Source organism: Agrobacterium sp. D14 (assembly GCF_001526505.1).
GTDB classification, from domain to species: Bacteria; Pseudomonadota; Alphaproteobacteria; order Rhizobiales; family Rhizobiaceae; genus Agrobacterium; species Agrobacterium leguminum.
The window spans coordinates 161,866-186,808 of sequence record NZ_ASXX01000003.1 but is presented as its reverse complement, the minus strand read 5'-3'; the positions used below and the strand labels follow the sequence as shown (position 1 = coordinate 186,808).

21 protein-coding genes, 1 pseudogene and 1 riboswitch are annotated in these 24,943 nt (G+C 60.8%); of the genes and pseudogenes, 15 read left to right on the top strand and 7 right to left on the bottom strand.

Annotated elements, in window-relative coordinates; translation table 11 throughout:
- Positions 1-198: 198 nt before the first annotated feature.
- The 4 genes from L901_RS04020 to L901_RS04005 are packed head-to-tail and all read right to left on the bottom strand — an operon-like array spanning position 199 to position 2,632.
- Positions 199-972: a rhomboid family intramembrane serine protease gene (locus L901_RS04020; protein WP_059753723.1), complete on the bottom strand. Its 774-nt coding sequence runs from the start codon at positions 970-972 to the stop codon at positions 199-201.
- A 32-nt stretch (positions 973-1,004) separates the two neighbouring features.
- Complete coding sequence (locus L901_RS04015) at positions 1,005-1,583, bottom strand: cob(I)yrinic acid a,c-diamide adenosyltransferase (RefSeq protein ID WP_059753693.1); 579 nt, start codon at positions 1,581-1,583, stop codon at positions 1,005-1,007.
- A 1-nt stretch (position 1,584) separates the two neighbouring features.
- A complete protein-coding gene (locus tag L901_RS04010; RefSeq protein ID WP_003520830.1) occupies positions 1,585-1,782 on the bottom strand; it encodes a twin transmembrane helix small protein in 198 nt (65 codons plus the stop codon).
- A gap of 16 nt (positions 1,783-1,798) precedes the next feature.
- Positions 1,799-2,632, bottom strand: coding sequence for an SDR family oxidoreductase (locus L901_RS04005; RefSeq protein WP_059753690.1), 834 nt, complete (start codon positions 2,630-2,632; stop codon positions 1,799-1,801).
- 179 nt (positions 2,633-2,811) lie between these two features.
- Here L901_RS04005 and L901_RS04000 point away from each other — a divergent pair, with 179 nt between their 5' ends.
- The gene (locus L901_RS04000) at positions 2,812-3,729 is read left to right on the top strand and encodes a YihY/virulence factor BrkB family protein (protein WP_059753720.1); all 918 of its coding nucleotides are present in this window, start codon (positions 2,812-2,814) and stop codon (positions 3,727-3,729) included.
- Here L901_RS04000 and gluQRS read toward each other — a convergent pair.
- On the bottom strand, positions 3,697-4,596 hold the full coding sequence (gluQRS, locus tag L901_RS03995) for a tRNA glutamyl-Q(34) synthetase GluQRS (protein WP_059753687.1): 900 nt from the start codon (positions 4,594-4,596) through the stop codon (positions 3,697-3,699). The genes L901_RS04000 and gluQRS overlap by 33 nt on opposite strands.
- Positions 4,597-4,634: 38 nt before the next feature.
- On the opposite strand from gluQRS, the gene L901_RS03990 reads away from it, so the two are divergent.
- A complete protein-coding gene (locus L901_RS03990; protein WP_183044122.1) occupies positions 4,635-5,291 on the top strand; it encodes a DNA-3-methyladenine glycosylase in 657 nt (218 codons plus the stop codon).
- A gap of 6 nt (positions 5,292-5,297) precedes the next feature.
- On the opposite strand, the gene L901_RS03985 is transcribed toward L901_RS03990, so the two are convergent.
- Positions 5,298-6,716: a short-chain fatty acyl-CoA regulator family protein gene (locus L901_RS03985; RefSeq protein ID WP_059753684.1), complete on the bottom strand. Its 1,419-nt coding sequence runs from the start codon at positions 6,714-6,716 to the stop codon at positions 5,298-5,300.
- 118 nt (positions 6,717-6,834) lie between these two features.
- Here L901_RS03985 and L901_RS03980 point away from each other — a divergent pair, with 118 nt between their 5' ends.
- The 9 genes from L901_RS03980 (at position 6,835) to L901_RS03940 (ending at position 17,297) form a co-directional block, all read left to right on the top strand.
- Positions 6,835-8,367 carry an acyl-CoA carboxylase subunit beta gene (locus L901_RS03980; protein ID WP_059753681.1) on the top strand — a complete coding sequence of 511 codons (1,533 nt, stop codon included), beginning with the start codon at positions 6,835-6,837 and terminating at the stop codon, positions 8,365-8,367.
- 92 nt (positions 8,368-8,459) lie between these two features.
- Complete coding sequence (yghU, locus tag L901_RS03975; RefSeq protein WP_059753679.1) at positions 8,460-9,356, top strand: glutathione-dependent disulfide-bond oxidoreductase; 897 nt, start codon at positions 8,460-8,462, stop codon at positions 9,354-9,356.
- Positions 9,357-9,459: 103 nt separating this feature from the next.
- Positions 9,460-9,837 carry a hypothetical protein gene (locus tag L901_RS03970; RefSeq protein WP_003520841.1) on the top strand — a complete coding sequence of 126 codons (378 nt, stop codon included), beginning with the start codon at positions 9,460-9,462 and terminating at the stop codon, positions 9,835-9,837.
- Positions 9,838-9,872: 35 nt separating this feature from the next.
- Positions 9,873-10,433 carry an RNA 2'-phosphotransferase gene (locus L901_RS03965; RefSeq protein WP_059753676.1) on the top strand — a complete coding sequence of 187 codons (561 nt, stop codon included), beginning with the start codon at positions 9,873-9,875 and terminating at the stop codon, positions 10,431-10,433.
- Positions 10,434-10,468: 35 nt separating this feature from the next.
- Positions 10,469-10,867 (top strand): hypothetical protein, encoded by a 399-nt coding sequence (locus L901_RS03960; RefSeq protein WP_082710456.1) that lies wholly within the window; start codon positions 10,469-10,471, stop codon positions 10,865-10,867.
- Between the two features lie 4 nt (positions 10,868-10,871).
- Positions 10,872-12,875, top strand: a complete 2,004-nt coding sequence (locus L901_RS03955; RefSeq protein ID WP_059753674.1) for an acetyl/propionyl/methylcrotonyl-CoA carboxylase subunit alpha — start codon at positions 10,872-10,874, stop codon at positions 12,873-12,875.
- A gap of 133 nt (positions 12,876-13,008) precedes the next feature.
- A complete protein-coding gene (gene scpA, locus L901_RS03950) occupies positions 13,009-15,150 on the top strand; it encodes a methylmalonyl-CoA mutase (RefSeq protein WP_059753671.1) in 2,142 nt (713 codons plus the stop codon).
- Between the two features lie 13 nt (positions 15,151-15,163).
- Positions 15,164-15,580, top strand: a complete 417-nt coding sequence (gene mce / locus L901_RS03945) for a methylmalonyl-CoA epimerase (protein ID WP_059753668.1) — start codon at positions 15,164-15,166, stop codon at positions 15,578-15,580.
- Positions 15,581-15,752: 172 nt separating this feature from the next.
- Entirely contained in the window at positions 15,753-17,297 is a 1,545-nt protein-coding gene (locus L901_RS03940) for a glycerol-3-phosphate dehydrogenase (RefSeq protein WP_059753665.1), read from the top strand.
- Between the two features lie 19 nt (positions 17,298-17,316).
- Here L901_RS03940 and L901_RS03935 read toward each other — a convergent pair whose 3' ends face one another.
- Positions 17,317-18,549: an ROK family transcriptional regulator gene (locus L901_RS03935; protein WP_059753663.1), complete on the bottom strand. Its 1,233-nt coding sequence runs from the start codon at positions 18,547-18,549 to the stop codon at positions 17,317-17,319.
- A gap of 243 nt (positions 18,550-18,792) precedes the next feature.
- Here L901_RS03935 and xylF point away from each other — a divergent pair, with 243 nt between their 5' ends.
- The 4 genes and pseudogenes from xylF (at position 18,793) to metE (ending at position 24,912) form a co-directional block, all read left to right on the top strand.
- Complete coding sequence (gene xylF, locus L901_RS03930; protein ID WP_059753660.1) at positions 18,793-19,833, top strand: D-xylose ABC transporter substrate-binding protein; 1,041 nt, start codon at positions 18,793-18,795, stop codon at positions 19,831-19,833.
- A gap of 243 nt (positions 19,834-20,076) precedes the next feature.
- A complete protein-coding gene (locus tag L901_RS03925; protein WP_059753657.1) occupies positions 20,077-21,390 on the top strand; it encodes a sugar ABC transporter permease in 1,314 nt (437 codons plus the stop codon).
- Positions 21,391-21,408: 18 nt separating this feature from the next.
- Positions 21,409-22,191, top strand: coding sequence for an ATP-binding cassette domain-containing protein (locus L901_RS03920; RefSeq protein ID WP_059753655.1), 783 nt, complete (start codon positions 21,409-21,411; stop codon positions 22,189-22,191).
- A 61-nt stretch (positions 22,192-22,252) separates the two neighbouring features.
- Positions 22,253-22,465: riboswitch (cobalamin riboswitch) on the top strand.
- 99 nt (positions 22,466-22,564) lie between these two features.
- A pseudogene (gene metE / locus L901_RS03915) lies at positions 22,565-24,912 on the top strand (5-methyltetrahydropteroyltriglutamate--homocysteine S-methyltransferase).
- The last annotated feature ends 31 nt before the right edge of the window (positions 24,913-24,943 follow it).

Here is a 24,943-nt window from a genome sequence, read left to right as displayed (position 1 = left end):
ACAAGGATCTTCATCGGCGGCTTTCCTCAAACTCCTGTCCGCTTTGGCCAGTTGACCGCGCGGACCTCCAAAAACAGGTTGGCGACATGGATAAGCATTTTTCCCGCAATTACAACGGAGCAATCTTCATTATCACATGCACGTAAGGCATATCTTACGTTGACGTTCACGTAAATACTCTATCTCTTTCGCAAGAGCTCATCTGCTCCCGTCATAGCCCCGTTCGATTTGCGACAACCCCGCCGTTTGCGACGGATTCTTGAACTGTGCCGCCCTCGGCGGAACAATGGTGCGGTCAAACAGGGGAACGCCCCGCCTGCGCATGAAGATCACCATGATTGCGCCCGCCATGATGCCACCCACATGCGCGCCCCAGGAAACGTTTTCCTCTAGCCCGAGCGCCAGCATCAGGAACTGCTGGCCGATCCACAGCGCCAGCGGAATGAAGGCGGGCAAAGGAAGCGGAATGCGCATGAGAACCAGCACCCAGACGCGCACCCTGGGATGCAGCAGGAAATAGGCCGCGACGACGCCGGAAACCGCACCCGAAGCGCCGATCAGCGGCCCCTCCGAAGTGGGGGCGACGAAACCGTGAAACAACGCGCCGGCGATGGCGCAGGCGATGTAGAAAATCAGGAAACGGAAATGGCCGAGCGCATCCTCGACATTGTCGCCGAAGACCCAGAGAAACAGCATGTTGCCGGCCAGATGCCAGAAATCGAGATGCAGGAAGGCATAGGTGACAACGGTCAGGTCATCGGGCACGACCTGCAGGGCGGGTTCCAGATAGGCGTAGTCGAACACCACTGCCGGAATGAAGCCGAGGCCGAGGGCTGCGGCATTGGCCTGCGTGTCGCTGGCCAGCACCCCGGTAAACAACCAGACCAGCACATTGACCACGATCAGGCCGATGGTGACATATTGCAGCCGGATATGTTTGAGGGAATTCGCATCGTGCAGCGGTATGAACATCGAACGCCCTTTGGTTGCGTCATTGAAACGCTTTAGCGGTTCTTGCCGGGAACCCACAATATATCGGCCTTGCCCGCATCATTGGCGAAGCGGGCGGCGACGAACAGGAAGTCGGACAGGCGGTTGGCATATTTCAGCGCCGCCGGGCTGACGATCTCATTCTCAGTGACGGAAAGTTCCACCATCAGTCTTTCCGCGCGCCGGCAGACGGTGCGCGCCATATGCAGGCTGGCCGCCGCCGCACTGCCGCCCGGCAGCACGAAAGAGGTCAGCGGTTCAAGGGCGGCATTGAGATCGTCGATTTCGTTTTCCAGCCGCGTGACCTGGCTTTCGACGATGCGCAGCGGCTCATAGGAAAGCGGTTCGCCGCTGTCCGGCGTGGCGAGATCGGCGCCGAGATCGAAAAGATCGTTCTGAATGCGGAAGAGCATGGCATCCAGCTTTTCAATCCCGCCCGTATGAAGCCGCGCGACGCCGATGGCCGAATTGGCTTCGTCCACCGTGCCATAGGCCTCGACGCGAAGATCGTGCTTCAGGCGGCGCGGGCCGGAAACCAGCGCCGTGGTGCCCTTGTCGCCGGTACGGGTATAGATCTTGTTCAGCTTCACCATGTCAGCGGCCACCGCCGGTGAGCCAGAGGGTGAACATGATCAGCACGATCGCCACAGCCTGCAAAAGCAGGCGAAGCTGCATCAGCTTGTTGGAGCGGTTGGCGTCCTGTCCCTTCAGCATGTTGAAGAGGCCGCGTATCAGCACGATGACGACGAGGCCCATGACGATAAGGGCCAGAACGGTGGTGAAGCCGGACATGCGATATTACTCCTCCTCAATCGAATCTGCGCAGCAGACGATAGAAAAGTCCGGCAGGCAAGAGCCGTTTCAGCACAAGCCCCTGTTTGGCCGGCACGGTAACGGGATAATGCGGTTTCGGCCTTTTGGCCGTCAGGGCATGTTTCAACACGGCATAAACGGCGTCCGGGCCGAGCTTGTGGCGGTTGACGGGGCCGGAACCATCCATGCGCGCCAGCTGGCGTTTATATTCCGCCGCATGGGCGGAATTTTCGAGATCGATGTGCTCGTTGATATGAGCAAGCGCCGTTGCGGTGAATTTGGAGGTGATCGGCCCCGGTTCGATCAGGCTGACATGGATGCCGCTGCCCTGAAGCTCCATGCGCAGCGTGACGCCCAGCCCCTCGAGGGCGAATTTCGAGGCGGTGTAAGCGCCGCGATAGCGATAGGGAACGAGACCGAGGATGGAGGAGCAATGCACGATGCGCCCCGCACCCCAGGCGCGCATGAAAGGAATGACCCGCCGCGTCAGATCGTGCCAGCCGAAGACATTGGTTTCGAACTGTGCCCGCAGCGCCTCGACCGGCAAATCCTCCACCGCGCCCGGCTGGCCATAGGCGCCGTTGTTGAAAAGCGCATCGATGCGGCCGCCGGTCCGGGCTGCGACGGTGTCCACCAGCGCGGCAATCGTCTCCGGCTTGGTATAATCCATGATCAGGGTCTCGATGCCCTGGTTTTCGAGTGCGGCCATGTCGGCGATGCGCCGCACGGTGGCGAAAACCCGCCAGCCGTCCCGGTGGAGCGCGCCGGCGCAATGGGCGCCGATGCCCGAGGAACATCCGGTGATGATGATGACGGGTTTTTCAGACATTTGCCGCTCCGGGAAACCGACTGTTGCTCTGGCCCGATTACCCGGCCCGTTAAAATCCTATCGCGCGAAATCCGTGCCCTTCTGGAACCGAAAGGCCAGCTTGCGCGCTGTACAAAGCGAAGCTGATTTCCCATATTCGGCTCGAAGTTACAAATGAAATGCCGATGAATGGAGGTGACATGGTTGCCGCAGTGCGCCTGGCAGGCAAGGTTGCCTTCGATGCCTATTCCCATTTCGCCGAGGATGACGGCTGGGCGATGGCGAGCCATATGGCGCTGTCGATCCTGCTGGCCCTGTTTCCGTTCCTGATCTTCGGCACGGCCCTCGCCGGTTTTCTGGGGGCCGACCAGTTTTCCGAAACCGCGGTGCATCTGATTTTCGACACCTGGCCGGAGGCGATTGCCGGGCCGCTGGCGGCGCAGGTGCAGCAGGTGCTGACCATTCCGCGCGGCGGGCTGCTGACGATTTCGGTGCTGGCGGCCGCCTATTTTGCGTCCAATGGTGTGGAAGCGCTGCGCATATCGTTGAACCGCGCCTATCGAGTCACCGAGACGCGCTGGTGGTATGTCACCCGCCTGCTCAGCCTGCTTTATGTGCTGATCGCCGTCGTGGTCTTTGCCGGCATCAGCATCGTGCTGGTTGCCGTGCCGGTCGCCACATCTTTTGCCGAGCAGCGGTTTCCGTGGCTGACGGATGTGCTGAACACCATCTCCAGCCTCGGTCTTTACGGCACCATCGTCGTGCTGACGGCGGGGCTGGTGGCGGCGCATCTGTGGCTTCCGGCCGGCAAGCGCCGCATCTGGGATGTCTGGCCGGGCATTCTTCTTACGATGATCTTCTGGGTCATCGGTGCGGCGATCTTCGCCTATTATCTCTCCACCTTCGCCAATTATGCCGCCACCTATGCCGGTCTTGCCTCGGTGATGGTGGTGCTGGTGTTTCTTTATATGGTCGGCGTCATCTTCATGCTCGGCGCGGAGGTGAATGCCGCGCTGATGAAATACAAGGTCCGCCAGATCATCCGCCGCAATATCGGCGGCAACAGCGCGCGCCGCGGGCAGGCGCTAGAGGAGACCGACAAGCCGGCGGATATCTGAGGGCGCAGCACCTTCCGAACGAAGGGCGGAAAGCCCGGTGCTATCTTCGCTTTTCGAGAGCTTGCGCCCGTCCGCGCCCAAGATCAGCCGGTGATGGCGATAGGCCGGTTGCGGCAGGTCCAGCAGGTGTTGCAACAGCCGGTGAATGGCGGTGGCGTGATAGAGATCCATACCGCGCACCACATGGGTGATGCCTTGCAGCGCGTCATCCACCACAACGGAAAGATGATAGCTCGAAGGCGCGTCGGAACGCGACAGCACCACATCGCCCCAAAGCGCGGGCAGGGCCTCGATCTGCCCCGTCTCGCCATCGCCACTCTCCTGCCAGAACAGGGGGCTACCGGCCGCGCGGATCGCCTTTTCCATGTCGAGCCGCCAGGCGTGCGGACGGCCGGAGGCGAGCAGCGCATCCCGCTCCGCCCTTGGCCTCTCCCGGTCGATGGCCGGGTAAAGTGGCGCGCCATCGGGATCGCGTGGCCAGAGCCCGCCCTCCGCCTCGAAAGTACGAACGATTGCCTTGGTTTCTCCACGGCTCAGAAAGGCAGGGTAAGCAAGTTCTGCCTCGATCAGACTTTCCAGCGCCACACGGTACGCATCGAAATGCTCCGATTGCCGCCGCACCGGTTTCTCCCAGTCGAGACCCAGCCAGCCAAGATCGTCATAGATCGCCTGTTCCAGCTCCGGTGTGCAGCGTGTCTGATCGATATCCTCGATGCGCAGCAGAAAGCGGCCGTCATTGTCTCGCGCCATATCGTGGTTCAGGAAGGCGGAAAGCGCGTGGCCGAGATGCAGCAGTCCATTGGGGCTTGGTGCGAAACGGTAAACCGGTTTTTGACGGAGAGGCGAAGGCATGGTTTCTTCTGCCATGTTTTAAAGCACCCCGCCAGCGGCTGGCGGCATATGGAATGACGGACATGAAAATCATTACCGGGATGGATGACATCAGCGAAGGGCTGGAGCATCTCACCCAACTCGATCCGGCTCTCGGCCTCGTCATCGAAAAAGCCGGTCCGCTGGAACTGCGCATTCATGAACCGGGCTTTTCCGGCCTTGCCCATATCGTCGTCTCGCAAATGGTGTCGCGCGCCAGCGCCAATGCTATATGGGCGCGTATTCTTGCCGGCACCGGCGGCGTGGTCACGGCGGAAAATTATCTCGGCGTACCCGAGGAATTGCGCGCCACTTTCGGCCTTTCGCGGGCCAAGGCGACGACGCTGGAAGGGCTGGCGCGCGCCGTCACGGAAGGGCAGGTCGATCTTGACGGCGTGGTGCGCAAGGAGGGGCGTGCGGCCCTTTCCGAGCTGGTTGCGCTTCGCGGCATCGGCCCGTGGACGGCGGAGGTCTATCTGATGTTCTGCGGCGGGCACCCGGATATTTTTCCGGTCGGCGATGTGGCGCTGAGATCGGCGGTGGCGCATGCGCTTGCCCTGGAGGTGAGGCCGGAAGCGAAATGGCTGGCGGAGCGGGCAACAATCTGGTCGCCATGGCGCTCCGTGGCCGCCCGGCTTTTCTGGGGCTATTATGCCAACATCATGCGGCGCGCCATGGTGCCGCTGCCCTGAGCGGGGTTAAAAATCGGCGATACTGTAGGGCAGCGCTCCGCGCGAGAGATGATCGAAATGCAGCCTGCGTTTCAGCGGCGGTACGGCGCGCTGCACGCAATCCACCCTCTCGCAGACCCGACAGGAAATGCCGATGGGTTTGAAGGAGGCCGCATTGCCGAGATCTAGCGTATCGGCATAAACGAAATTCTGCGCATGGGAAATTTCGCAGCCGAGCGCGATGGCATAACGCGGTCTCTCCGTGTTGAAACCGGCGCCGGCCTTTTCGATCTGCGTGGCAATGGAAAGATAGCGTACGCCGTCAGGCGTTTCGGCCAGTTGCCGCACGATCCTGTCGGAGCTTTCGAAGGCTTGGTGGATATTCCACAGCGGACAAGCCGCGCCGAAACGGGCAAATTGCAGCCGCGTGGCGCTGTGGCGCTTGGTGATGTTGCCGGCGCGGTCGATCTTGGCAAAAAAGATCGGCACGCCTTTCATGCCCGGCCGTTGCAAGGTGCTCAGCCGGTGGGCCACTTGCTCAAGGCTCGCGCCGAAACGCACGGCGAGAAGCTCGAGATCGTGGCGCAGTTCCTGAGCCGCCCGGTGAAAGCGGCCATAGGGCAGGATGAGGGCTGCGGCGAAATAATTGTGCAGCCCGATACGACAGATTTCGGCAGCTTCCGCATTGCGGAAACCGGCGCCCGCCAGCACCCTGTCCACGGTTGGGCCGGCGTGAAGCTGGGCGATCTGCAATGCAAGCTGAAAACAGCGGGTCGGCGCGGCCATGTAGGAGCTGAGGGCGAGGGTCTTGCCAGCAGGATCGAAGTGCCGGATCAGACCGCCGGCCGCCTCGGTTCGGGTGATATGGATGCCGTAACGGCTCTTCAGATGCGTCGCCAGAATGCCATAGGTCTCGCCGCCTTCTATCTCCAGCTCTTCCGCCAGCTCCTCGGCCAGAAGATCGATCTCGGCAACGTAATTGTCGACGAAGTGGAAGAAGTCGCGCACCTCCTCATAGGGGGTTCTTTCCACCTGCGCGGTGCCGCGGCCCAGCCGGTCATCCAGCTGCACCAGTTGTTCGCTGTTCTGGCGATAGGCCTGATGGGCGCGCAGCAGCGCATGGGCAAAACCCGGCGCGTTCTGGGCAATCAGCTTCAACTCCTGAAGCCCCGGCTCGTAATTCAGGAACAGCGGGTCTTTCAGCGCCTCGCGCACGGCGGAAACCAGCCGATCGCTTTCACCGGTCGCCAGTTCCGCCATGTCGAGCTGGAATTTTTCCACCAGCGTCACCAGAACGCTGGCCGAAACCGGGCGTTGATTGTTTTCGATCTGGTTCAGGTAACTCGCGGAAATGCCGAGCCGTTCGGCGAATTGCGCCTGCGTGGCGCGGGCGTTTTCGCGAAGGCCGCGAACCTTGCGGCCGATGAAGAGTTTTTCCGTCGCCATGTTGCAACTTTGCAAAATTATACATTGCAAATATTTATGGCACGCATACGCGCACGATCAAGGCTTCTAGGCGAATGTTTTCTAAGCTATTGATTTTGGGGAAACGCATGGAGGAAACATGCCCAGCATTTTGGAGCAATTGCAGACGCGCCGCGACGAAGCGCGGCTCGGCGGCGGCGTCAAACGCATCGAAGCGCAGCATGGCAAGGGCAAGCTGACGGCGCGCGAGCGTATCGACGTGCTCCTGGATGAAGGTTCCTTCGAAGAGTATGACATGTACGTCACCCACCGGGCGGTGGATTTCGGCATGGCGGAGCAGAAGGTGGCGGGCGACGGTGTCGTCACCGGCTGGGGCACCATCAATGGCCGGCAGGTCTATGTGTTTTCGCAGGATTTCACCGTGCTCGGGGGGTCGCTGTCGGAAACCCATGCCCAGAAAATCTGCAAGATCATGGATATGGCGGTGCGCAACGGCGCGCCGGTGATCGGTCTCAATGATTCCGGCGGCGCGCGTATTCAGGAAGGCGTGGCCTCGCTCGGCGGTTATGCCGATGTGTTCAAGCGCAATGTCGTCGCCTCCGGCGTCGTGCCGCAAATCTCCGTCATCATGGGGCCCTGTGCGGGCGGTGCCGTCTATTCGCCTGCTATGACCGATTTCATCTTCATGGTGCGTGATACCTCCTACATGTTCGTGACCGGGCCGGATGTGGTGAAGACTGTCACCAACGAGATCGTTACGGCCGAAGAGCTGGGCGGGGCCTCCACCCACACGAAAAAATCCTCTGTCGCCGACGGCGCTTATGAAAACGACATCGAAACGCTGGAACATGTGCGGCTGCTGTTCGATTTCCTGCCGCTGAACAATCGCGAAAAGCCGCCGGTGCGCCCGTTCCATGACGATCCGGCGCGGCTGGAAGCGCGGCTCGATACGCTGATCCCTGATAGTTCCAACAAGCCCTATGACATGAAGGAGCTGATCCACGCGCTGGCCGACGAAGGCGATTTCTTCGAGTTGCAGGAGGCTTTCGCCCGCAACATCATCACCGGTTTCATCCGTCTCGAAGGCCAGACGGTGGGGGTTGTCGCCAACCAGCCGATGGTGCTGGCCGGCTGCCTCGATATCGACAGTTCGCGCAAGGCGGCGCGTTTCGTGCGTTTTTGCGATGCCTTCAATATTCCGCTGCTGACGCTGGTGGATGTGCCGGGTTTCCTGCCGGGAACCGCGCAGGAATATGGCGGCGTCATCAAGCACGGTGCGAAACTTCTCTTCGCCTATTCGGAAGCGACGGTGCCGATGGTGACGCTGATCACCCGCAAGGCTTACGGCGGCGCTTATGACGTGATGGCGTCCAAACATATCGGCGCGGATGTGAATTACGCCTGGCCGACGGCGGAAATCGCCGTGATGGGCGCGAAGGGGGCGGCGGAAATCCTCTATCGTTCCGAGCTTTCCGACCCGGAAAAGATCGCCGCGCGCACGAAGGAATATGAGGAGCGTTTCGCCAACCCCTTTGTGGCGGCGGAACGCGGTTTCATCGATGAGGTCATCATGCCGCATTCCTCGCGCCGCCGCATCGCCCGCGCCTTCGCGTCGCTGCGTAACAAGAGCGTGGAAACCCGCTGGAAGAAACACGACACTATTCCGCTCTGAGACTGGAAAAATGCTTCGGCCACCTTACTATATGTTTGTTCAGGCGCCCGGATGTCCGGATGTCCTCCCGAAACGCACAAGGACACATTTTCATGGCCGAAAATTCCTCCGCAGATAATTTCCCCGCCGGATATGAGGTGCCCAAGGTCTGGACCTGGGACAAGGGCAATGGCGGCCAGTTCGCCAATATCAACCGTCCGATTGCCGGTCCCACCCATGAAAAGGAACTGCCCGTCGGCAAGCACCCGCTGCAGCTTTATTCGCTGGCGACGCCGAACGGCCAGAAGGTCACCATCATGCTGGAAGAATTGCTGGCCGCCGGTCACAAGGGCGCAGACTATGATGCGTGGCTGATCAAGATCGGCGAAGGCGACCAGTTCGGCTCCGGTTTTGTCGGCGTCAATCCGAATTCCAAGATCCCGGCGCTGATGGATTACTCGACGTCTGAGCCGACGCGCGTTTTCGAAAGCGGCTCGATTCTCGTTTATCTCGCGGAAAAATTCGGCGCCTTCCTGCCGAAAGAGGGCAATGCGCGCACGCAGGCGCTGAACTGGCTGTTCTGGCAGATGGGCTCCGCCCCCTTCCTCGGCGGCGGTTTCGGCCATTTTTATGCCTATGCGCCGGTGAAGATCAAATATGCCATCGACCGCTACGCCATGGAAGTCAAACGCCAGCTCGACGTGCTGGACCGGCATCTGGCTGAAAACCGCTATCTCGCTGGTTCGGAATATACGATCGCCGACATGGCCGTCTGGCCGTGGTACGGCAAGATCGCGCTGGGTCAGGCCTATGGCGATGCCGGTGCTTTCCTTGAAGCCGACGGTTACAGACACGTCATGCGCTGGACGCTCGAAATCGGCGAACGCCCGGCGGTCAAGCGCGGCGTGATCGTCAACAAGACCTCGGGCGATCCGTCTGAACAATTGCATGAACGCCACGATGCCTCCGACTTCGAGACGAAGACGCAGGATAAGATCGGCAGGGCGTAAGGAAAGATTAGAGCGCCAAAAGCGCTCTAACTATTTGAATTGGCGCATTTTCGGACGTAAAAGCAAGGCAGCTTTTACTGGAAATGTTCTGGAAGGACAAAAGATGGCGAACCTGCCCGAAATGACCAAACACAAGGGATTTCCCTCCGGCATGCCGAGCACGGGTGTCCAGTTCACCATCCGCCGCGCCAACCCCAAAGGGGTAACACCTATCAAGATGATACCCCGCCGGGCGCGCAACGACACCAAGGAGCATCGCATCGATGCCGCTTTCCTGCACTCGCTCTGGCACCATTTCGGTGCCGAGCCCTTCGAGCGCGGCAATCTCGACGCCGCCCGCCTCAACCTGCTCTTCGGCCGCGAGGTCGTACCGGCGGAGAAGAATTTCGATCCGCTTTCCTATCAGGCGATGCTGGTGATTGATGAGCGCGTCGCGCGGCAGAACTTCCCGGAATCCTTCGAGAATTTCTTCGAGATTTGAGTGTGCTGTCATCCGCCAACGGGGAATGAAATTCGATGTCGACAGCGACCAGCAAATTTCTGAGTTACGTTCTGCGCCATGCACCGGAGAGTATCGGCCTGACGCTGGATGCTCAGGGTTGGGCGGACGTCGCAGATCTGTTGGCAAAAGCGAATGCGAGCGGCACGCCGCTCGATGAGGCAGGCCTCTTTTCGGTCGTCGCAGAAAGCGACAAGAAGCGCTTCACGTTGTCGGAAGACGGCCGCCGCATCCGCGCGGCGCAGGGTCACTCCGTTAAGGTCGATCTTGGCCAGCCGCCAGTCGAGCCGCCGCCGCAATTGTTTCACGGTACGGCGACCCGCTTTCTCGATTCCATTCTGCGGGAAGGCTTGCGTCCGGGGGAAAGGCAGCAGGTTCATCTTTCCGCTGACCGGAAGACTGCGATTGCCGTCGGACAACGGCATGGAAAGCCCGTGGTCCTGATTGTCGATGCCGGCCGGATGTTTGCGGACGGTTGCAATTTCTACCAAGCCGACAACGGCGTTTGGCTGACGGACGCCGTGCCATTTGCCTATCTGACCCCGTTCGAGGATTCCTCAGCGGAGAGCGACGGGTGACGGGCTGACGTTTGGTAACGGAGGAGGGAGGCGAAATGGGTGTCGGCATATTTCAGATCGATATGGATTGGCTGCATCGCTGGCTAAGGCAGCGGCGTGGCGGCGGTGCCCGTAAGCCCGGCAACCGCAACCTCAAACCCAGAATGACGCCGGAAGCCGCCCGCCTCGATCACCGGCAGATGTTGAGGTTCATGGCGCTCAATGCGGCGGTCGGCGTGCTGATCGGCGTCTGCGTCGGTGCAGCGCTGATCTTTCTCGACATTGGCGGTTTGGGCGCGCGCATCGGCCGCGCCGCAAATCCGCTCGTGCCCGTGCTGCTGGTCGTCATGCCCATCGCATCTCTGTTCGGCGCGGCCGCCACCGCCTCGGCGATCCTGATGATGCCCTATGAAAAGAAATTCCGCGACGATGATGACGATGCGAGGGGAGAATAACCGCATGATCAAGAAAATCCTCATCGCCAATCGCGGCGAGATCGCCTGTCGGGTCATCAAGACGGCGAAGAAGATGGGCATCGCCACCATCGCGGTCTATTCGGATGCGGATGCCAATGCGCTGCATGTAAGACAAGCGGATGAGGCCGTTCATATCGGCCCGGCCCCCTCGTCGCAGTCCTATATCGTCATCGACAGGATTCTTGAGGCAATCGCGAAGACCGGGGCGGATGCTGTCCATCCCGGCTACGGTTTCCTGTCGGAAAATGCTGTCTTTGCCGAGGCGCTGGAAAAGGCGGGCGTCGTCTTCATCGGTCCGCCTGTTGGCGCCATCAAGGCCATGGGTGACAAGATCACCTCCAAGAAACTGGCCGCAAAAGCGGGCGTTTCCACCGTCCCCGGCCATATGGGATTGATCGAGGATGCGGATGAGGCGGTGAGGATCGCATCGCAGATCGGTTATCCCGTCATGATCAAGGCGTCGGCCGGCGGCGGCGGCAAGGGCATGCGCATCGCTTTCAACGATGCCGAGGCGCGCGAGGGTTTCCAGTCTTCGAAAAACGAGGCGAAATCCTCCTTTGGCGATGACCGCATTTTCATCGAAAAGTTCGTCACCCAGCCGCGTCACATTGAAATTCAGGTGCTGGGCGATAAGCACGGCAACACGCTTTATCTGGGTGAACGTGAATGCTCGATCCAGCGCCGTAACCAGAAGGTCATCGAGGAAGCCCCATCGCCCTTTCTGGATGAAGCCACCCGCAAAGCCATGGGCGAGCAGGCCGTGGCGCTGGCGAGAGCGGTCGGTTATCATTCGGCCGGCACGGTGGAATTCATCGTCGATGGCGAGAGGAATTTCTACTTTCTGGAAATGAACACCCGCCTGCAGGTGGAGCATCCGGTAACGGAACTCATCACCGGCATCGATCTGGTCGAACAGATGATCCGTGTCGCATCAGGAGAAAAGCTATCCTTCGGGCAGGCGGATGTGAAGCTGAACGGCTGGGCCATCGAAAGCCGGCTTTATGCCGAAGATCCATATCGCAACTTCCTGCCCTCCATCGGCCGGCTGACGCGATATCGCCCGCCGCAGGAGGGCGAACAGGAAAACGGCACCGTCATCCGCAACGATACCGGCGTCTTCGAAGGCGGCGAGATTTCGATGTATTACGATCCGATGATCGCCAAGCTGTGCGCTCTAGGCAAGGATCGCGAGACGGCCATCGATGCCATGGGGCAGGCGCTGGATCGTTTCGAGGTGGAGGGCATCGGCCACAATCTGTCCTTCCTGTCGGCCGTCATGCAGCATCAGCGTTTCCGGGCCGGAAGGCTGACGACGGGCTTTATCGCGGAAGAATTTCCTGAAGGGTTTTCCGGCGTGGAACCGGATGAGGCCACGGCGCGCCAGCTTTCCGCCATCGCCGCCATCATCCATCAGCGGCTGCAGAGCCGCGCAGTCGAAATTTCCGGCACCATCGGCAATCACCGTCGCATCGTCGGTCAGGACTGGGTGGTGTCGTTCGGCGCATCCCGCCACAGGGTCAGCGTTGAAACCGGCACGGATGGTACGGCGGTCCGTTTTGAAGACGGGGCAGCGCTTAGCGTCGATACCGGCTGGCTTCCCGGCCAGAGCCTTGGCCTGTTCACGGTCGCGGGTGAGGTTATCGCCGCCAAGGTCGATCTCGCAGGTGCTGCGATCCGCCTGCGCTGGCGCGGCATGGATATTCGCGCCCATGTGCGCAGCCCGCGTGTGGCGGAACTGGCGCTGCTGATGCCGGAAAAACTGCCGCCGGATACATCGAAACTGCTGCTCTGCCCCATGCCGGGCGTCATCACCGGTATTTCCGTGGGTGAGGGCGATGAGGTGGAGGCCGGGCAGGCGCTGGCGACGGTGGAAGCCATGAAGATGGAAAACATTCTGCGCGCGGAAAAACGCGGCCGCGTTGCCAGAGTGGCGGCAAAACCGGGCGACAGCCTCGCGGTGGATGAAGTGATCCTCGAATTCGAGTGATGGCCGCTGCCGTTTTTCCGGAACGCATGTGGGTCGGAGCGGTTTACGGGGTCGGACCTGCGGGCGGATCGTTCGATTTTCGTCACGATCACCGGCCACAGTGCTAAAATGAAATGCAGAAGGGGAGAGATGCATGTCGGGTGAAAAAACGGCGCGGGATTGGCTGCAGCTTGCCGAGAAAGAGCTGAAGCGTTCACCGGAAACGCTCGTCTGGCACACGCCCGAAGGCATCGAGGTGAAGCCGCTCTATACGGCTGACGATCTGCAAAAGATTTCCCATCTGGACAGCCTGCCGGGCTTTGCCCCTTTCACGCGCGGCCCGCGCGCCACCATGTATGCCGGCCGGCCCTGGACCATCCGCCAATATGCCGGTTTTTCCACGGCCGAAGCCTCGAACGCCTTTTATCGCAAGGCGCTCGCCGCCGGCCAGCAGGGCGTTTCGGTTGCCTTCGATCTCGCCACCCATCGCGGTTATGACAGCGATCATCCGCGTGTGGAGGGCGATGTCGGCAAGGCCGGCGTGGCGATCGACAGCGTCGAGGACATGAAAATTCTGTTCGATGGCATCCCGCTCGAAAAAGTCTCGGTGTCGATGACCATGAACGGCGCGGTCATTCCGGTGCTCGCCAGTTTCATCGTTGCGGGGGAAGAACAGGGTGTGCCCCGCGCCGCCCTTTCCGGCACCATCCAGAACGATATCCTCAAGGAGTTCATGGTCCGCAACACCTATATCTATCCGCCGGAACCATCGATGCGGATCATTGCCGATATCATCGAATATACGGCGAAGGAGATGCCGAAATTCAACTCCATCTCCATTTCCGGCTATCACATGCAGGAAGCGGGCGCGACGCTGGTGCAGGAACTGGCCTTCACGCTGGCGGATGGCCGCGAATATGTGCGGGCGGCGCTGGCCAAGGGGCTGAATGTCGATGATTTCGCCGGGCGCCTGTCGTTCTTTTTCGCCATCGGCATGAATTTCTTCATGGAGACGGCCAAGCTGCGTGCCGCCCGCCTGCTCTGGTCGCGCATCATGGAGGAGTTCAAGCCGCAGAAGGCCTCGTCGCTGATGCTGCGCACCCATTGCCAGACCTCGGGTGTCTCGCTGCAGGAGCAGGACCCCTATAACAACATCGTCCGCACCGCGTTTGAGGCCATGTCCGCCGTGCTTGGCGGCACGCAGTCGCTGCACACCAATTCTTTCGATGAGGCGATTGCCCTGCCGACGGAGTTTTCCGCCCGCATCGCCCGCAATACCCAGCTGATCCTCCAGCATGAGACCGGCGTCACCAGGGTCGTCGATCCGCTCGCCGGTTCCTATTATGTCGAGAGCCTGACGGGCGAACTGGCCGAGAAGGCCTGGGCGCTGATCGAGGAGGTCGAGGCGCTTGGCGGCATGACCAAGGCGGTGGCGGAAGGCCTGCCGAAACGGCTGATCGAAGAGGCGGCAACGCGACGGCAGGCGGCGGTGGACAAGGGCGAGGAGGTCATCGTCGGAGTCAACCGTTACCGTCTCGAAAATGAAGAGGATATCGATGTTCTCGATATCGACAACGCCGCCGTGCGCGCCGCGCAGATCCGCCGCATCGAAGAGACGCGCCGCCGCCGCGATGGCAAGGACGTGACCGCCGCTTTGGCAGCACTTTCCGAGATCGCCCGCAGCGGCAAGGGCAATATTCTCGAAGCCGCCGTTGTCGCCGCCCGCGCCCGCGCGACGGTGGGGGAGATTTCCGATGCGCTGCGTGCGGCCTTCGGCGACCATGCCGCCGTGCCGGAGGTGGTGAGCGATATTTACGGCGAGGCCTATAAGGACGAGCCGGAACTTGCCACGCTCGCCGCCCGGCTTTCCGGTGTGGCTGAGAGGATCGGCACCAAGCCGCGCATCATGGTCGCCAAGCTTGGGCAGGACGGGCATGATCGCGGCGCGAAGGTCATCGCCTCCGCCTTTGGCGATATCGGTTTCGATGTGCTGGCCGGGCCCCTGTTTCAGACACCCGTTGAAGCGGCCGATCTCGCCGTCCAGAACAGGGTGCATGTGGTCGGCATGTCGTCGCTCGCCGCCGGCCACAAGACGCTGGCGCCGCAGCTGGTCGAGGCGCTGAAACAGAAGGGCGCGGAAGATATCATCGTCGTCGTTGGCGGCGTCATTCCGCGTCAGGATTACCAGTTCCTGCTCGACCATGGCGTTTCGGCGATCTTCGGACCCGGCACCAATGTCATGGATGCCGCCAACAAGGTGCTCGACCTGCTCGAAGGCGTCAGGCGCAACGCGTGAGGGGAAGACGGCCATGTTCGGAAGATTGAATCACGTCGCCATCGCGGTGCCCGATCTTAATGCCGCAATTGCCCGCTACAGGCTGTTGGGCGCAGATGTCTCGGAACCGCAATCCCTGCCGGAACACGGCGTGACGGTGGTTTTTATTCAGGCTGACAATACCAAGATCGAGCTTCTTTATCCGCTCGGCGAAAATTCGCCGATTGCCGCTTTTCTAGAAAGAAATCCGGGCGGCGGCACGCATCATCTCTGCTTCGAAGTGCCTGACATTGTCGGGGCGCGCGACGATCTCGTCAAAAAGGGCGTTCGAATTCTGGGGGACGGAGAGCCGAAAATCGGCGCGCATGGCAATCCCGTTCTTTTCCTGCATCCGAAGGATATGGGCGGCGTGCTCTATGAGCTTGAGCAGGTTTCCCAGACATACGGCTGAAACACAGACCCCGTAAGAGGCTGGCCATACGGTGAACGGCGCACAGCGGCCGTTCGCCTTTGCCGGAACGTGTTTCGTTTGTTTTCTTTTGACATTCGTTTTGTTTTCGTTTTTATGGCAATTGTCTTTCAACGATGGGGACGCGATCCCCCGACGCTGTCGTGGAGGCTCTATGTCCGGCGAGAATATTTTCGATCTTTTTGTCATCGGTGGCGGCATCAATGGCTGCGGCATTGCCCGCGATGCCGTGGGCAGGGGCTATTCCGTGGCGCTTGCGGAAAAGGGTGATTTCGCTTCCGGCACGTCTTCCGCCGCCACCAAGCTCATCCATGGCGGCCTGCGTTATCTCGAACATTACGAGTTTCGTCTGGTGCGCGAAGCTCTGATGGAGCGTGAAATCCTCTGGGCCATGGCGCCGCATGTCATCTGGCCCATGCGTTTCGTCCTGCCCATCCAGAAAGGCGGCGTGCGCCCGGCCTGGATGGTCCGGCTCGGCCTGTTTCTTTATGACAATCTCGGCGGCCGCAAGCTTCTGCCGGCGACCCGCACGCTCGATCTTCGCAAGGACCCGGCGGGCAAGCCGTTGAAGCCGACATTTGCCAGAGCTTTCGAATATTCCGATGGCTGGGTGGATGATGCCCGTTTCGTGGTCCTCAACGCGCGCGACGCGGCCAATCGCGGCGCGACGATCATGAACCGCACACGCGTCGTTTCCGCACGGCGCGAAGGCGGGTTGTGGCACATCGAGACGCTCGACGAAAAAACTGGACGTGCGGAGACACATAAAGCACGCATGCTGGTGAATGCCGCCGGTCCCTGGGTGGACAAGGTGCTTTCCGGCGTCTTCGGCCGCAACGACGTGCACAACGTCCGGCTCGTGCAGGGCAGCCATATCATCGTGCGCAAGAAGTTTTTCGACCCGCGCGCCTATTTCTTCCAGAACCCTGATAACCGCATCATCTTCGCCATTCCCTATCAGCGCGATTTTACGCTGATCGGCACCACGGACCGCGATTACAAGGGCGATCCGGCCAGCGTTCGCATCTCCGAAGACGAGATTTCCTATCTCTGCAACGCGGCCAGCGACTATTTCAGCGAACCGGTCCGGCCGGAAGATATCGTCTGGACCTATTCCGGCGTGCGGCCGCTCTTTGACGACGGCGCTTCGAAAGCGCAGGAGGCGACGCGTGATTATGTGCTGAAGGTTGAAGAGACAGAGGGTGAGGCGCCACTCCTCAATATTTTCGGTGGCAAGCTCACCACCTATCGGCGGCTGGCGGAACATGCGCTGGAAAAGATCGGTGCGGCGATTGGTGAAAAGGGCAAGCCGTGGACGGCGGGCTCCCACCTGCCGGGCGGCGATTTCGGCGCTGAGAGATATGAGGCGCAGGTGCGGGCGCTCGTCTCCCGTTATCCCTTCCTTGACGGACGCCATGCGGAGCGACTTGTCAGAAACTACGGCACCAAGGCGGCGGAACTGTTGGGCAGCACCACCGATGTCTCCGGCCTCGGCCGGCATTTCGGCGGCACGCTTTATGAATGCGAGGTGCGCTGGCTGGTTGAGCACGAATGGGCCTGCGCGGCCGAGGACATTCTCTGGCGGCGCACGAAACAGGGCCTGCGCCTGAACAAGGACGAGGCTGCCGGTCTCGATGAATTCGTGGCTGTGCTGATGGGTGGCGGGCAAAAGGCCGAAGTCGTGGCGGAGCGGGCCTGAAAATCCGCCGGTCGCCCCGTCAGCTCCCGGAACTCTTCGCCGGCCTCTCCGGGCCGTCGGCGCTCAGGATATAGTCGTCTGCGGCTGAAAGCGCGTGTTCCATATGCCCTTCAAACACCAGTTCCGGTTCGTTGGGCGCTATCGCAATTTTCGGCATGCCGCCGAAACGCACCGCCTGCGATTGCGCCAGACCGTCGCGCAGGCCGCTTTCCAGAAGATCGAAATAGCGGGTGCCGGGGCCGGTGATGAAGACCGGCATATGGCCATGCAGGCTGAAGAGGCGTGAAAGGCCGTTGCCGAGCGCAAGTCCGGCGGTGCGGAAGGCGAACCGCGCCATGCGGGCGCCGGTGCGGGCCGAGGCGGCGATCTTGTCCACCTCGGCGATCGGCACGAATTTCGCCGGTTCCGCCTGCGGCGGGGCTTCGAAAGCAGAACGCAGGATGGCGTAAAACCCGCAATAGGCCTCAATGCAGCCTTTGGTGCCGCAACGGCACAGCGCGCCGTCGGCCAGATGCAGCATATGGCCGAAATTGGGGGCGCTGACCTCGATTGCGCCGCCCGTCGAGCGGGCGATGCCAAGGCCGATGCTGTGGCCGAGCGACAGGGTGACGAGGGCTTCCGGCGCCGGGTTTTCCCGTGCCTGTTCCCGCATCCAAATGGCTTTTGCGGCCAGCAGCGTCTCGTTGTTCAGCGTCACGCGAATGCGCCCGTCCCCGGAAACGAGCCGCTGGAAATCGATCCTTTCGTCACCGAGAACCGGCGACCAGACGAGCGTTGCCGCGGCCGCATCCACCAGCCCCTTGCTGCTGATCGAGACCTGGAGGATATCGTGCCGGTCGATGCGCGAGCGATCGGCAAGTCTTGCGAGACCGGCGAGGATCGCGCTGCCGAATGTGCCTTTCTCAGCCGCAATCCTCTGTTCGGTAAAGCGGTCCACCAGCTTGCCGGCATAATCGACCAGCGAATATTGCACGCTGTCGGAAGAGATGATGACGATGGCGACATGACAGAAAGCGCCGCGCGGGCCGAAGAGAATGCGCGGCCGGCCGCGGCCGGCGGTGGCGAGCTGCTCTTTCCGCAGAATGAGCCCGGCCCGCTCAAGCTCGGTTGTGATGGCGGACACGGTTGCGGAGGCAAGCCCGGTGAAAGACGACATGTCGGTATGGGAAAGGCTGCCGTGCAGGCGCAGCGCCGCCATCACCGACAGGCTGTTTTTCTGGCGCACCAGTTCCGTACTTGCAATGGCGGACATGGGCTGGGGCATGCTCCCTGAACGGCCTTTTTCCTGTCGTGCTGATCCACTCTGATGGCGCATGCCAGAGCGAAGATCAAGGCACCCGGATGCTGCCCGCAGCCGTTGTTGACAGCATGGGGAATCTCTGACATTAATTTTCTCGACTGTCGAGAAAATTGTGAAACCACAGAGACCGGCAGCTTTTTCCGGGCGTTTTTCCTGCATGGAGGTGTGGGGCTTCGCCCTTACCGGGAGGACATCATGAATTCTTTTGCCAAGCTTTTGGCGGGTACAGCCGTACTCGTCTCACTGCATACCGCTGCTATCGCGGCCGATCTCGTCGTCGGCGTTTCCTGGTCGAATTTCCAGGAAGAACGCTGGAAAACGGATGAGGCGGCCATCAAGGCGGCGCTCGACAAGGCCGGCGCGAAATACATCTCCGCCGATGCGCAATCATCCGCCGCAAAGCAGCTGACCGATGTGGAATCGCTGATCTCGCAGGGCGCCAACGCGCTGATCATTCTGGCGCAGGACAGCGACGCGATTGGCCCGGCCGTTGAAAAGGCCGTTGCCGAGGGCATTCCGGTCGTTGGTTACGACCGCCTGATCGAAAACCAGAATGCCTTCTACATCACCTTCGATAACAAGGAAGTCGGCCGTCTGCAGGCTGCCGAAGTCTTCAAGGTGAAGCCCGAAGGCAATTACGTCTTCATCAAGGGCTCTTCTTCCGACCCGAATGCGGACTTCCTGTTCGCCGGTCAGCAGGAAGTGCTGAAGGCGGCCATTGACGGCGGCAAGATCAAGAATGTCGGCGAAGCCTATACCGATGGCTGGAAGCCGGAAAATGCCCAGAAGAACATGGAACAGTTCCTGACCAAGAATAACAACAAGGTCGATGCGGTCGTCGCCTCGAATGACGGCACGGCCGGCGGTGCAATCGCCGCTCTCGCCGCGCAGGGCATGGCCGGTTCGGTTCCCGTTTCCGGTCAGGATGCCGATTTCGCCGCGCTGAACCGCGTCGCGCTCGGCACGCAGACGGTGTCGGTCTGGAAGGACAGCCGTGAACTCGGCAAGGAAGCGGCAGGCATCGCGCTGGAACTGGCCGGCGGCAAGAAGATGACGGAGATCAAGGGCGTCACGGCCTTTGATGGCGGCCCGAAGAAGGTCACGATGCAGTCGGTCTTCCTGAAGCCGATCGCCATCACCAAGGACAATCTGAACGTCGTCATCGATGCCGGCTGGATCAAGAAGGAAACGGCCTGCCAGGGTGTGAAGGCCGGAACCGTCAAAGCCTGCGATTGATCGAATAGGTCCCGGTTCGGGCGCTGCGCCATGGTTCATGGCGCGGCGCCTTTTAGAGCATTTCCAGGAAAAGTGGGCCCCGGTTTTCCGTGCGGAAATGCGCAAAACAAAGAGTTAGAGCATTTCCAGGAAAAGTGGAGCCCGGTTTTCCGTCCGGAAATGTGCCAGAACAAAGCGTTGGAGCGTTTTCGCGATTCAGGGAAAAGCGAAAACGCTCTAAGATGTAAGGAGCACCGGCAGTTCATGGCCGATATGACCCAATCCAATTCCACAACGTCGCAAAAGACGGAAAAAACAGGCTCGATAACGCGCTTCATCAACGCCACCGAGCTGGATACCAGGCTGCTCGGCATGGTCGGTGCGCTTCTTCTGATCTGGATCGGATTTCATATCCTGTCCGGCGGGCTGTTCCTGACGCCGCGAAACCTCTGGAACCTTTCCGTGCAGACCGCGTCCGTGGCCGTCATGGCGACCGGCATGGTGCTCGTCATCGTCACCCGCAATATCGACCTTTCGGTCGGGTCGATCCTCGGTTTTTCCGGCATGATCATGGGTGTCATGCAGGCGGAAATCCTGCCGCAGATCCTCGGCTTCGAACATTGGGCGACATGGATCGTCACGCTTATGGTCGGCATTCTCGTCGGCGGCGCCATCGGCATGTTGCAGGGCTCCATCATCGCCTTCCTCAACGTGCCGTCCTTCATCGTCACGCTCGGCGGTCTGCTCGTCTGGCGCGGCGGCACCTGGTTCATCACCAGCGGCCGCACCGTGGCGCCGATGGATTCCACCTTCCGCCTGATGGGCGGCGGCACCAGCGGTTCGATTGGTGCGACATGGAGCTGGATCGCCGCCGTCATCGCCTGCGTCGCCATCATCGCGGCCATCCTGAATTCCCGCCATCAGCGCCGCCGTTTCGGCTTCCCGTTGCGGCCCGTCTGGGCGGAATATTTTCTGGCCGCGCTCGGCTGCCTTGTCGTTGTCGGTTTCGTGGCGGTGGTCAACAGCTATCCATGGCCGGTCAACATCGCCCGCAACTATGCCGACGCTAATGGCATCGCCTGGCCTGAAGGCGGTCTGTTCATTTCGCACGGCATCGCCATTCCGGTGTTGATGGCGCTTGCCGTCGGTGCGGTCATGACCTTCATCGCCACAAGGCTGCGCTTCGGACGTTATGTCTTCGCCATCGGCGGCAATCCGGAAGCAGCCGAACTCGCCGGCATCAAGACCCGCTGGGTGACGGTGAAGATCTTCACGTTGATGGGCGTTCTGTGCGCCATCGCCGCGGCGATTTCGACTGCCCGCCTCAATGCGGCGACCAATGCCCAGGGCGAGCTGGACGAGCTTTACACCATCGCGGCGGCCGTCATCGGCGGCACTTCGCTTGCCGGCGGTGTCGGAACCATAGCGGGCGCGATGCTCGGCGCGCTCGTCATGCAGTCGCTGCAATCCGGCATGGTGCTGGTGGGCATCGATACGCCCTTCCAGCGCATCGTCGTCGGTGTGGTCCTGGTCGTCGCCGTCTGGCTCGACACCATCTACCGCGCCCGCGCCAAGTAAGAACCGAGGAGAACTCCTATGACGGACCAAGTCACGCCCCTCGTGGAAATGCGCAATATTTCCATTTCCTTCGGCGGTATCCATGCGGTGGAAAACGCCTCTGTCGATCTTTTCCCCGGTGAGGTGGTCGCCCTTCTCGGCCACAATGGCGCGGGCAAATCGACCCTCATCAAGATCCTTTCCGGCGCTTACCGGCGCGATGGCGGCGATATCCTCATCAATGGCGAGGATGCCGATATCCGCAATCCCCGCGACGCCAAGAAATACGGCATCGAGACCATCTACCAGACACTGGCCGTGGCCGACAATGTCGATGCGGCCGCCAATCTTTATCTCGGCCGCGAGTTGAAGACGAAATGGGGCACGCTTGACGATGTCGCCATGGAAGCCTCGGCCCGCGAGGTGATGGGGCGTCTCAACCCCAATTTCCGGCGGTTCAAGGAACCGGTGAAGGCGCTTTCGGGCGGCCAGCGGCAGTCCGTCGCCATTGCCCGCGCCATTCTGTTCGATGCCCGCATCCTCATTATGGACGAGCCGACGGCAGCACTCGGGCCGCAGGAAACGGCGCAGGTGGGCGATCTCGTCAAGGAGCTGAAACGGCAGGGCATCGGCATCTTCCTCATCAGCCACGATATTCACGATGTCTTCGATCTGGCCGACCGGGTCTTCGTGATGAAGAACGGCAAGGTGGTAGGCCATGCCCGCACGCAGGATGTCACCAAGGACGAGGTGCTTGGCATGATCATTCTGGGCAAGGTGCCGGCCGGTGCGGTGCCGGGGCCGGGTGCGGTCGCGCTCTGAACTCAGTGAAATAAAGATATAAAGATTTCTTTATGTCTATTGACATCGTGACGCCCGTGGTGAGAAATGCGGGTGTCATGGTTCTCCGGGCTTGTTTGTTCGATCCCGGAGCTAAGAGGGAATCCGGTGCGCCGATGATCGGCAAGACCGGAGCTGCCCCCGCAACTGTAAGCGGCGAGCCTTTGTCCAACACGTCACTGGAGTAAACCCCGGGAAGACGGACAAAGGCGACGACCCGTAAGCCAGGAGACCTGCCAGGACAAAATAACGTCCACGGGCGGGGTGTCCCGGTGGTTGCTGCAATGGTCCGGCAAAGGCCGGGCCTGCACGCGTCCGCTTTACCCATGCCCCCACAACCAAATGGGGTATGACAATGCCAGACAAGACCATTCCAGTCGCATCGCTCGGTTTTCCGAGGATCGGACGCCATCGCGAACTGAAGTTCGCGCTTGAAGGCTTCTGGTCCGGCAAGATTTCCGAGACGGAACTGCTCGAAACCGCAGCTAGGTTGCGTGCCGCAAACTGGGCGCTCCAGCTTGAGAAGGGGATTACCCATATCCCGTCCAACGATTTCTCCCTTTACGATCACGTTCTCGATACGGCCGTGATGGTGGGCGCCATTCCATCCCTCTATGGATGGGCGGGTGGAGATGTTTCCCTCTCCACCTATTTCGCCATGGTGCGCGGCAGCCAGAGCGAAGGCCATGCAGGCTGCGGCCATGGGCATGAAGGACACTCGCATCATGGTCAGGGCGTTCCGGCGCTGGAAATGACCAAATGGTTCGACACCAACTATCACTACATGGTGCCGGAGGTTTCAGAGATCAGCATTTCGTGCTGACCTCGCAAAAGCCGGTCGACCACTTCCTTGAGGCGAAGGCGCTCGGCATCCATACGCGTCCGGTCATTCTCGGCCCGGTCACGTTCCTGAAGCTTGCCAAGGCGCGCGAGGCAGCCTTCAAGCCTCTCGATCTGCTGGCAAGGTTGCTGCCCGTCTATGAAGAGCTGCTGCGTCGCCTGCGCGCGGCCGGTGCGGACTGGGTGCAGATCGATGAGCCGGTCGCCGTGCTCGATCTTTCCGAGGGGGAGCGGCACGCGCTGGCTGTGGCCTATCGGGCTTTGTCGAAGGCCGCGCCGGATCTGAAAATCCTGCTCGCCACCTATTTCGGTGGGCTTGAGGACAATCTCGAAGCCGTCGCATCGCTGCCGGTCGCGGGCCTTCATATCGATCTGGTGCGAGCGCCCGATGCGCTGGAGACGGTGTTGAAGACGTTGCCGGAAAATCGCGTCCTGTCGCTGGGTGTCATAGACGGCCGCAACATCTGGCGCGCTGATCTCGCTGCAATCATTACCCGATTGGAACCGGTGATCGCGGCACGCGGTGCGGCGGCGTTTCAGATCGCGCCGTCCTGCTCGCTGCTGCATGTCTCGGTCGATCTCGAACTGGAAACCGGCCTCGATGCCGATCTGAAAAGCTGGCTTTCCTTCGCCACCCAGAAGCTCGGCGAACTTGCCACGCTTGGCAGAGCTCTCGGTGAGGGCAAGGCTGCTATTGCGACGGAACTGGAGGCTGCCTCTAAGGCCGTTGCCGCGCGTGCATCCTCGCCGAAGGTGACGGACGTCGCCGTGCAGAAGCGTATTGCGACGATTGGCGAGGCTGACAGGAAGCGGGTGAGCCCGTTTGCCGAGCGGCAGAAAGTGCAATCGCAGGCCATTGCGCTGCCGCTTTTCCCGACGACGACCATCGGCTCCTTCCCGCAGACGCCGGAGGTGCGCAAGGCCCGATCGGCGCATTCGAAGGGCGCGCTGACCGATGCGCAATATGAAAAATTCCTGCAGAAGGAAACCGAAGCAACCATTCGCTGGCAGGAGGAAATCGGTCTCGACGTTCTCGTGCATGGCGAGTTCGAGCGCAATGACATGGTGCAATATTTCGGCGAACAGCTTTCCGGTTTCGCTTTCACCCAGCATGCATGGGTGCAGAGTTACGGCTCGCGTTATGTGCGTCCACCCATTATTTTCGGCGACGTGTCGCGTCCGAAAGCGATGACGGTTCGCTGGTGGGAATATTCGCAGTCGCTCACCGACAAACCCGTCAAGGGCATGCTGACCGGGCCGGTGACGATCCTCAACTGGTCCTTCGTCCGCGACGATATCGCCAGAAGCCTGACATGCCGCCAGATCGCGCTCGCCATCCGCGATGAGGTCAATGATCTCGAAGCGGCCGGTGCGCAGATGATCCAGATCGATGAGGCAGCTCTTCGCGAAGGACTGCCGCTTCGGCACCGGCATTGGCAGGATTATCTCGGCTGGGCGGTGGAATGCTTCCGCATTTGCTCCAGCGGTGTGGGCGACCGCACACAGGTTCACACCCATATGTGCTATTCCGAATTCAACCAGATCATCGATGCCATTGCTGCCATGGACGCCGACGTGATCTCCATCGAGACCTCGCGTTCGAAGATGGAATTGCTGGATGCGTTTCGGACCTACAAATACCCGAACCAGATCGGTCCCGGCGTTTACGACATCCATTCCCCGCGTGTGCCGGCGGTTGGAGAAATGGTCGATCTTCTGGCGCTGGCGCGAGAGCGGCTTGACGACCGGCAGCTCTGGATCAATCCGGATTGCGGCCTGAAGACGCGTAAATGGGAAGAGGTCAGGCCGGCACTGGTCAACATGGTTGCTGCCGCTGCCGAGCTTCGCCGTGCGGTGCTCTGATATGAATGGAGGCCCGGCGAGAACCGGGCCT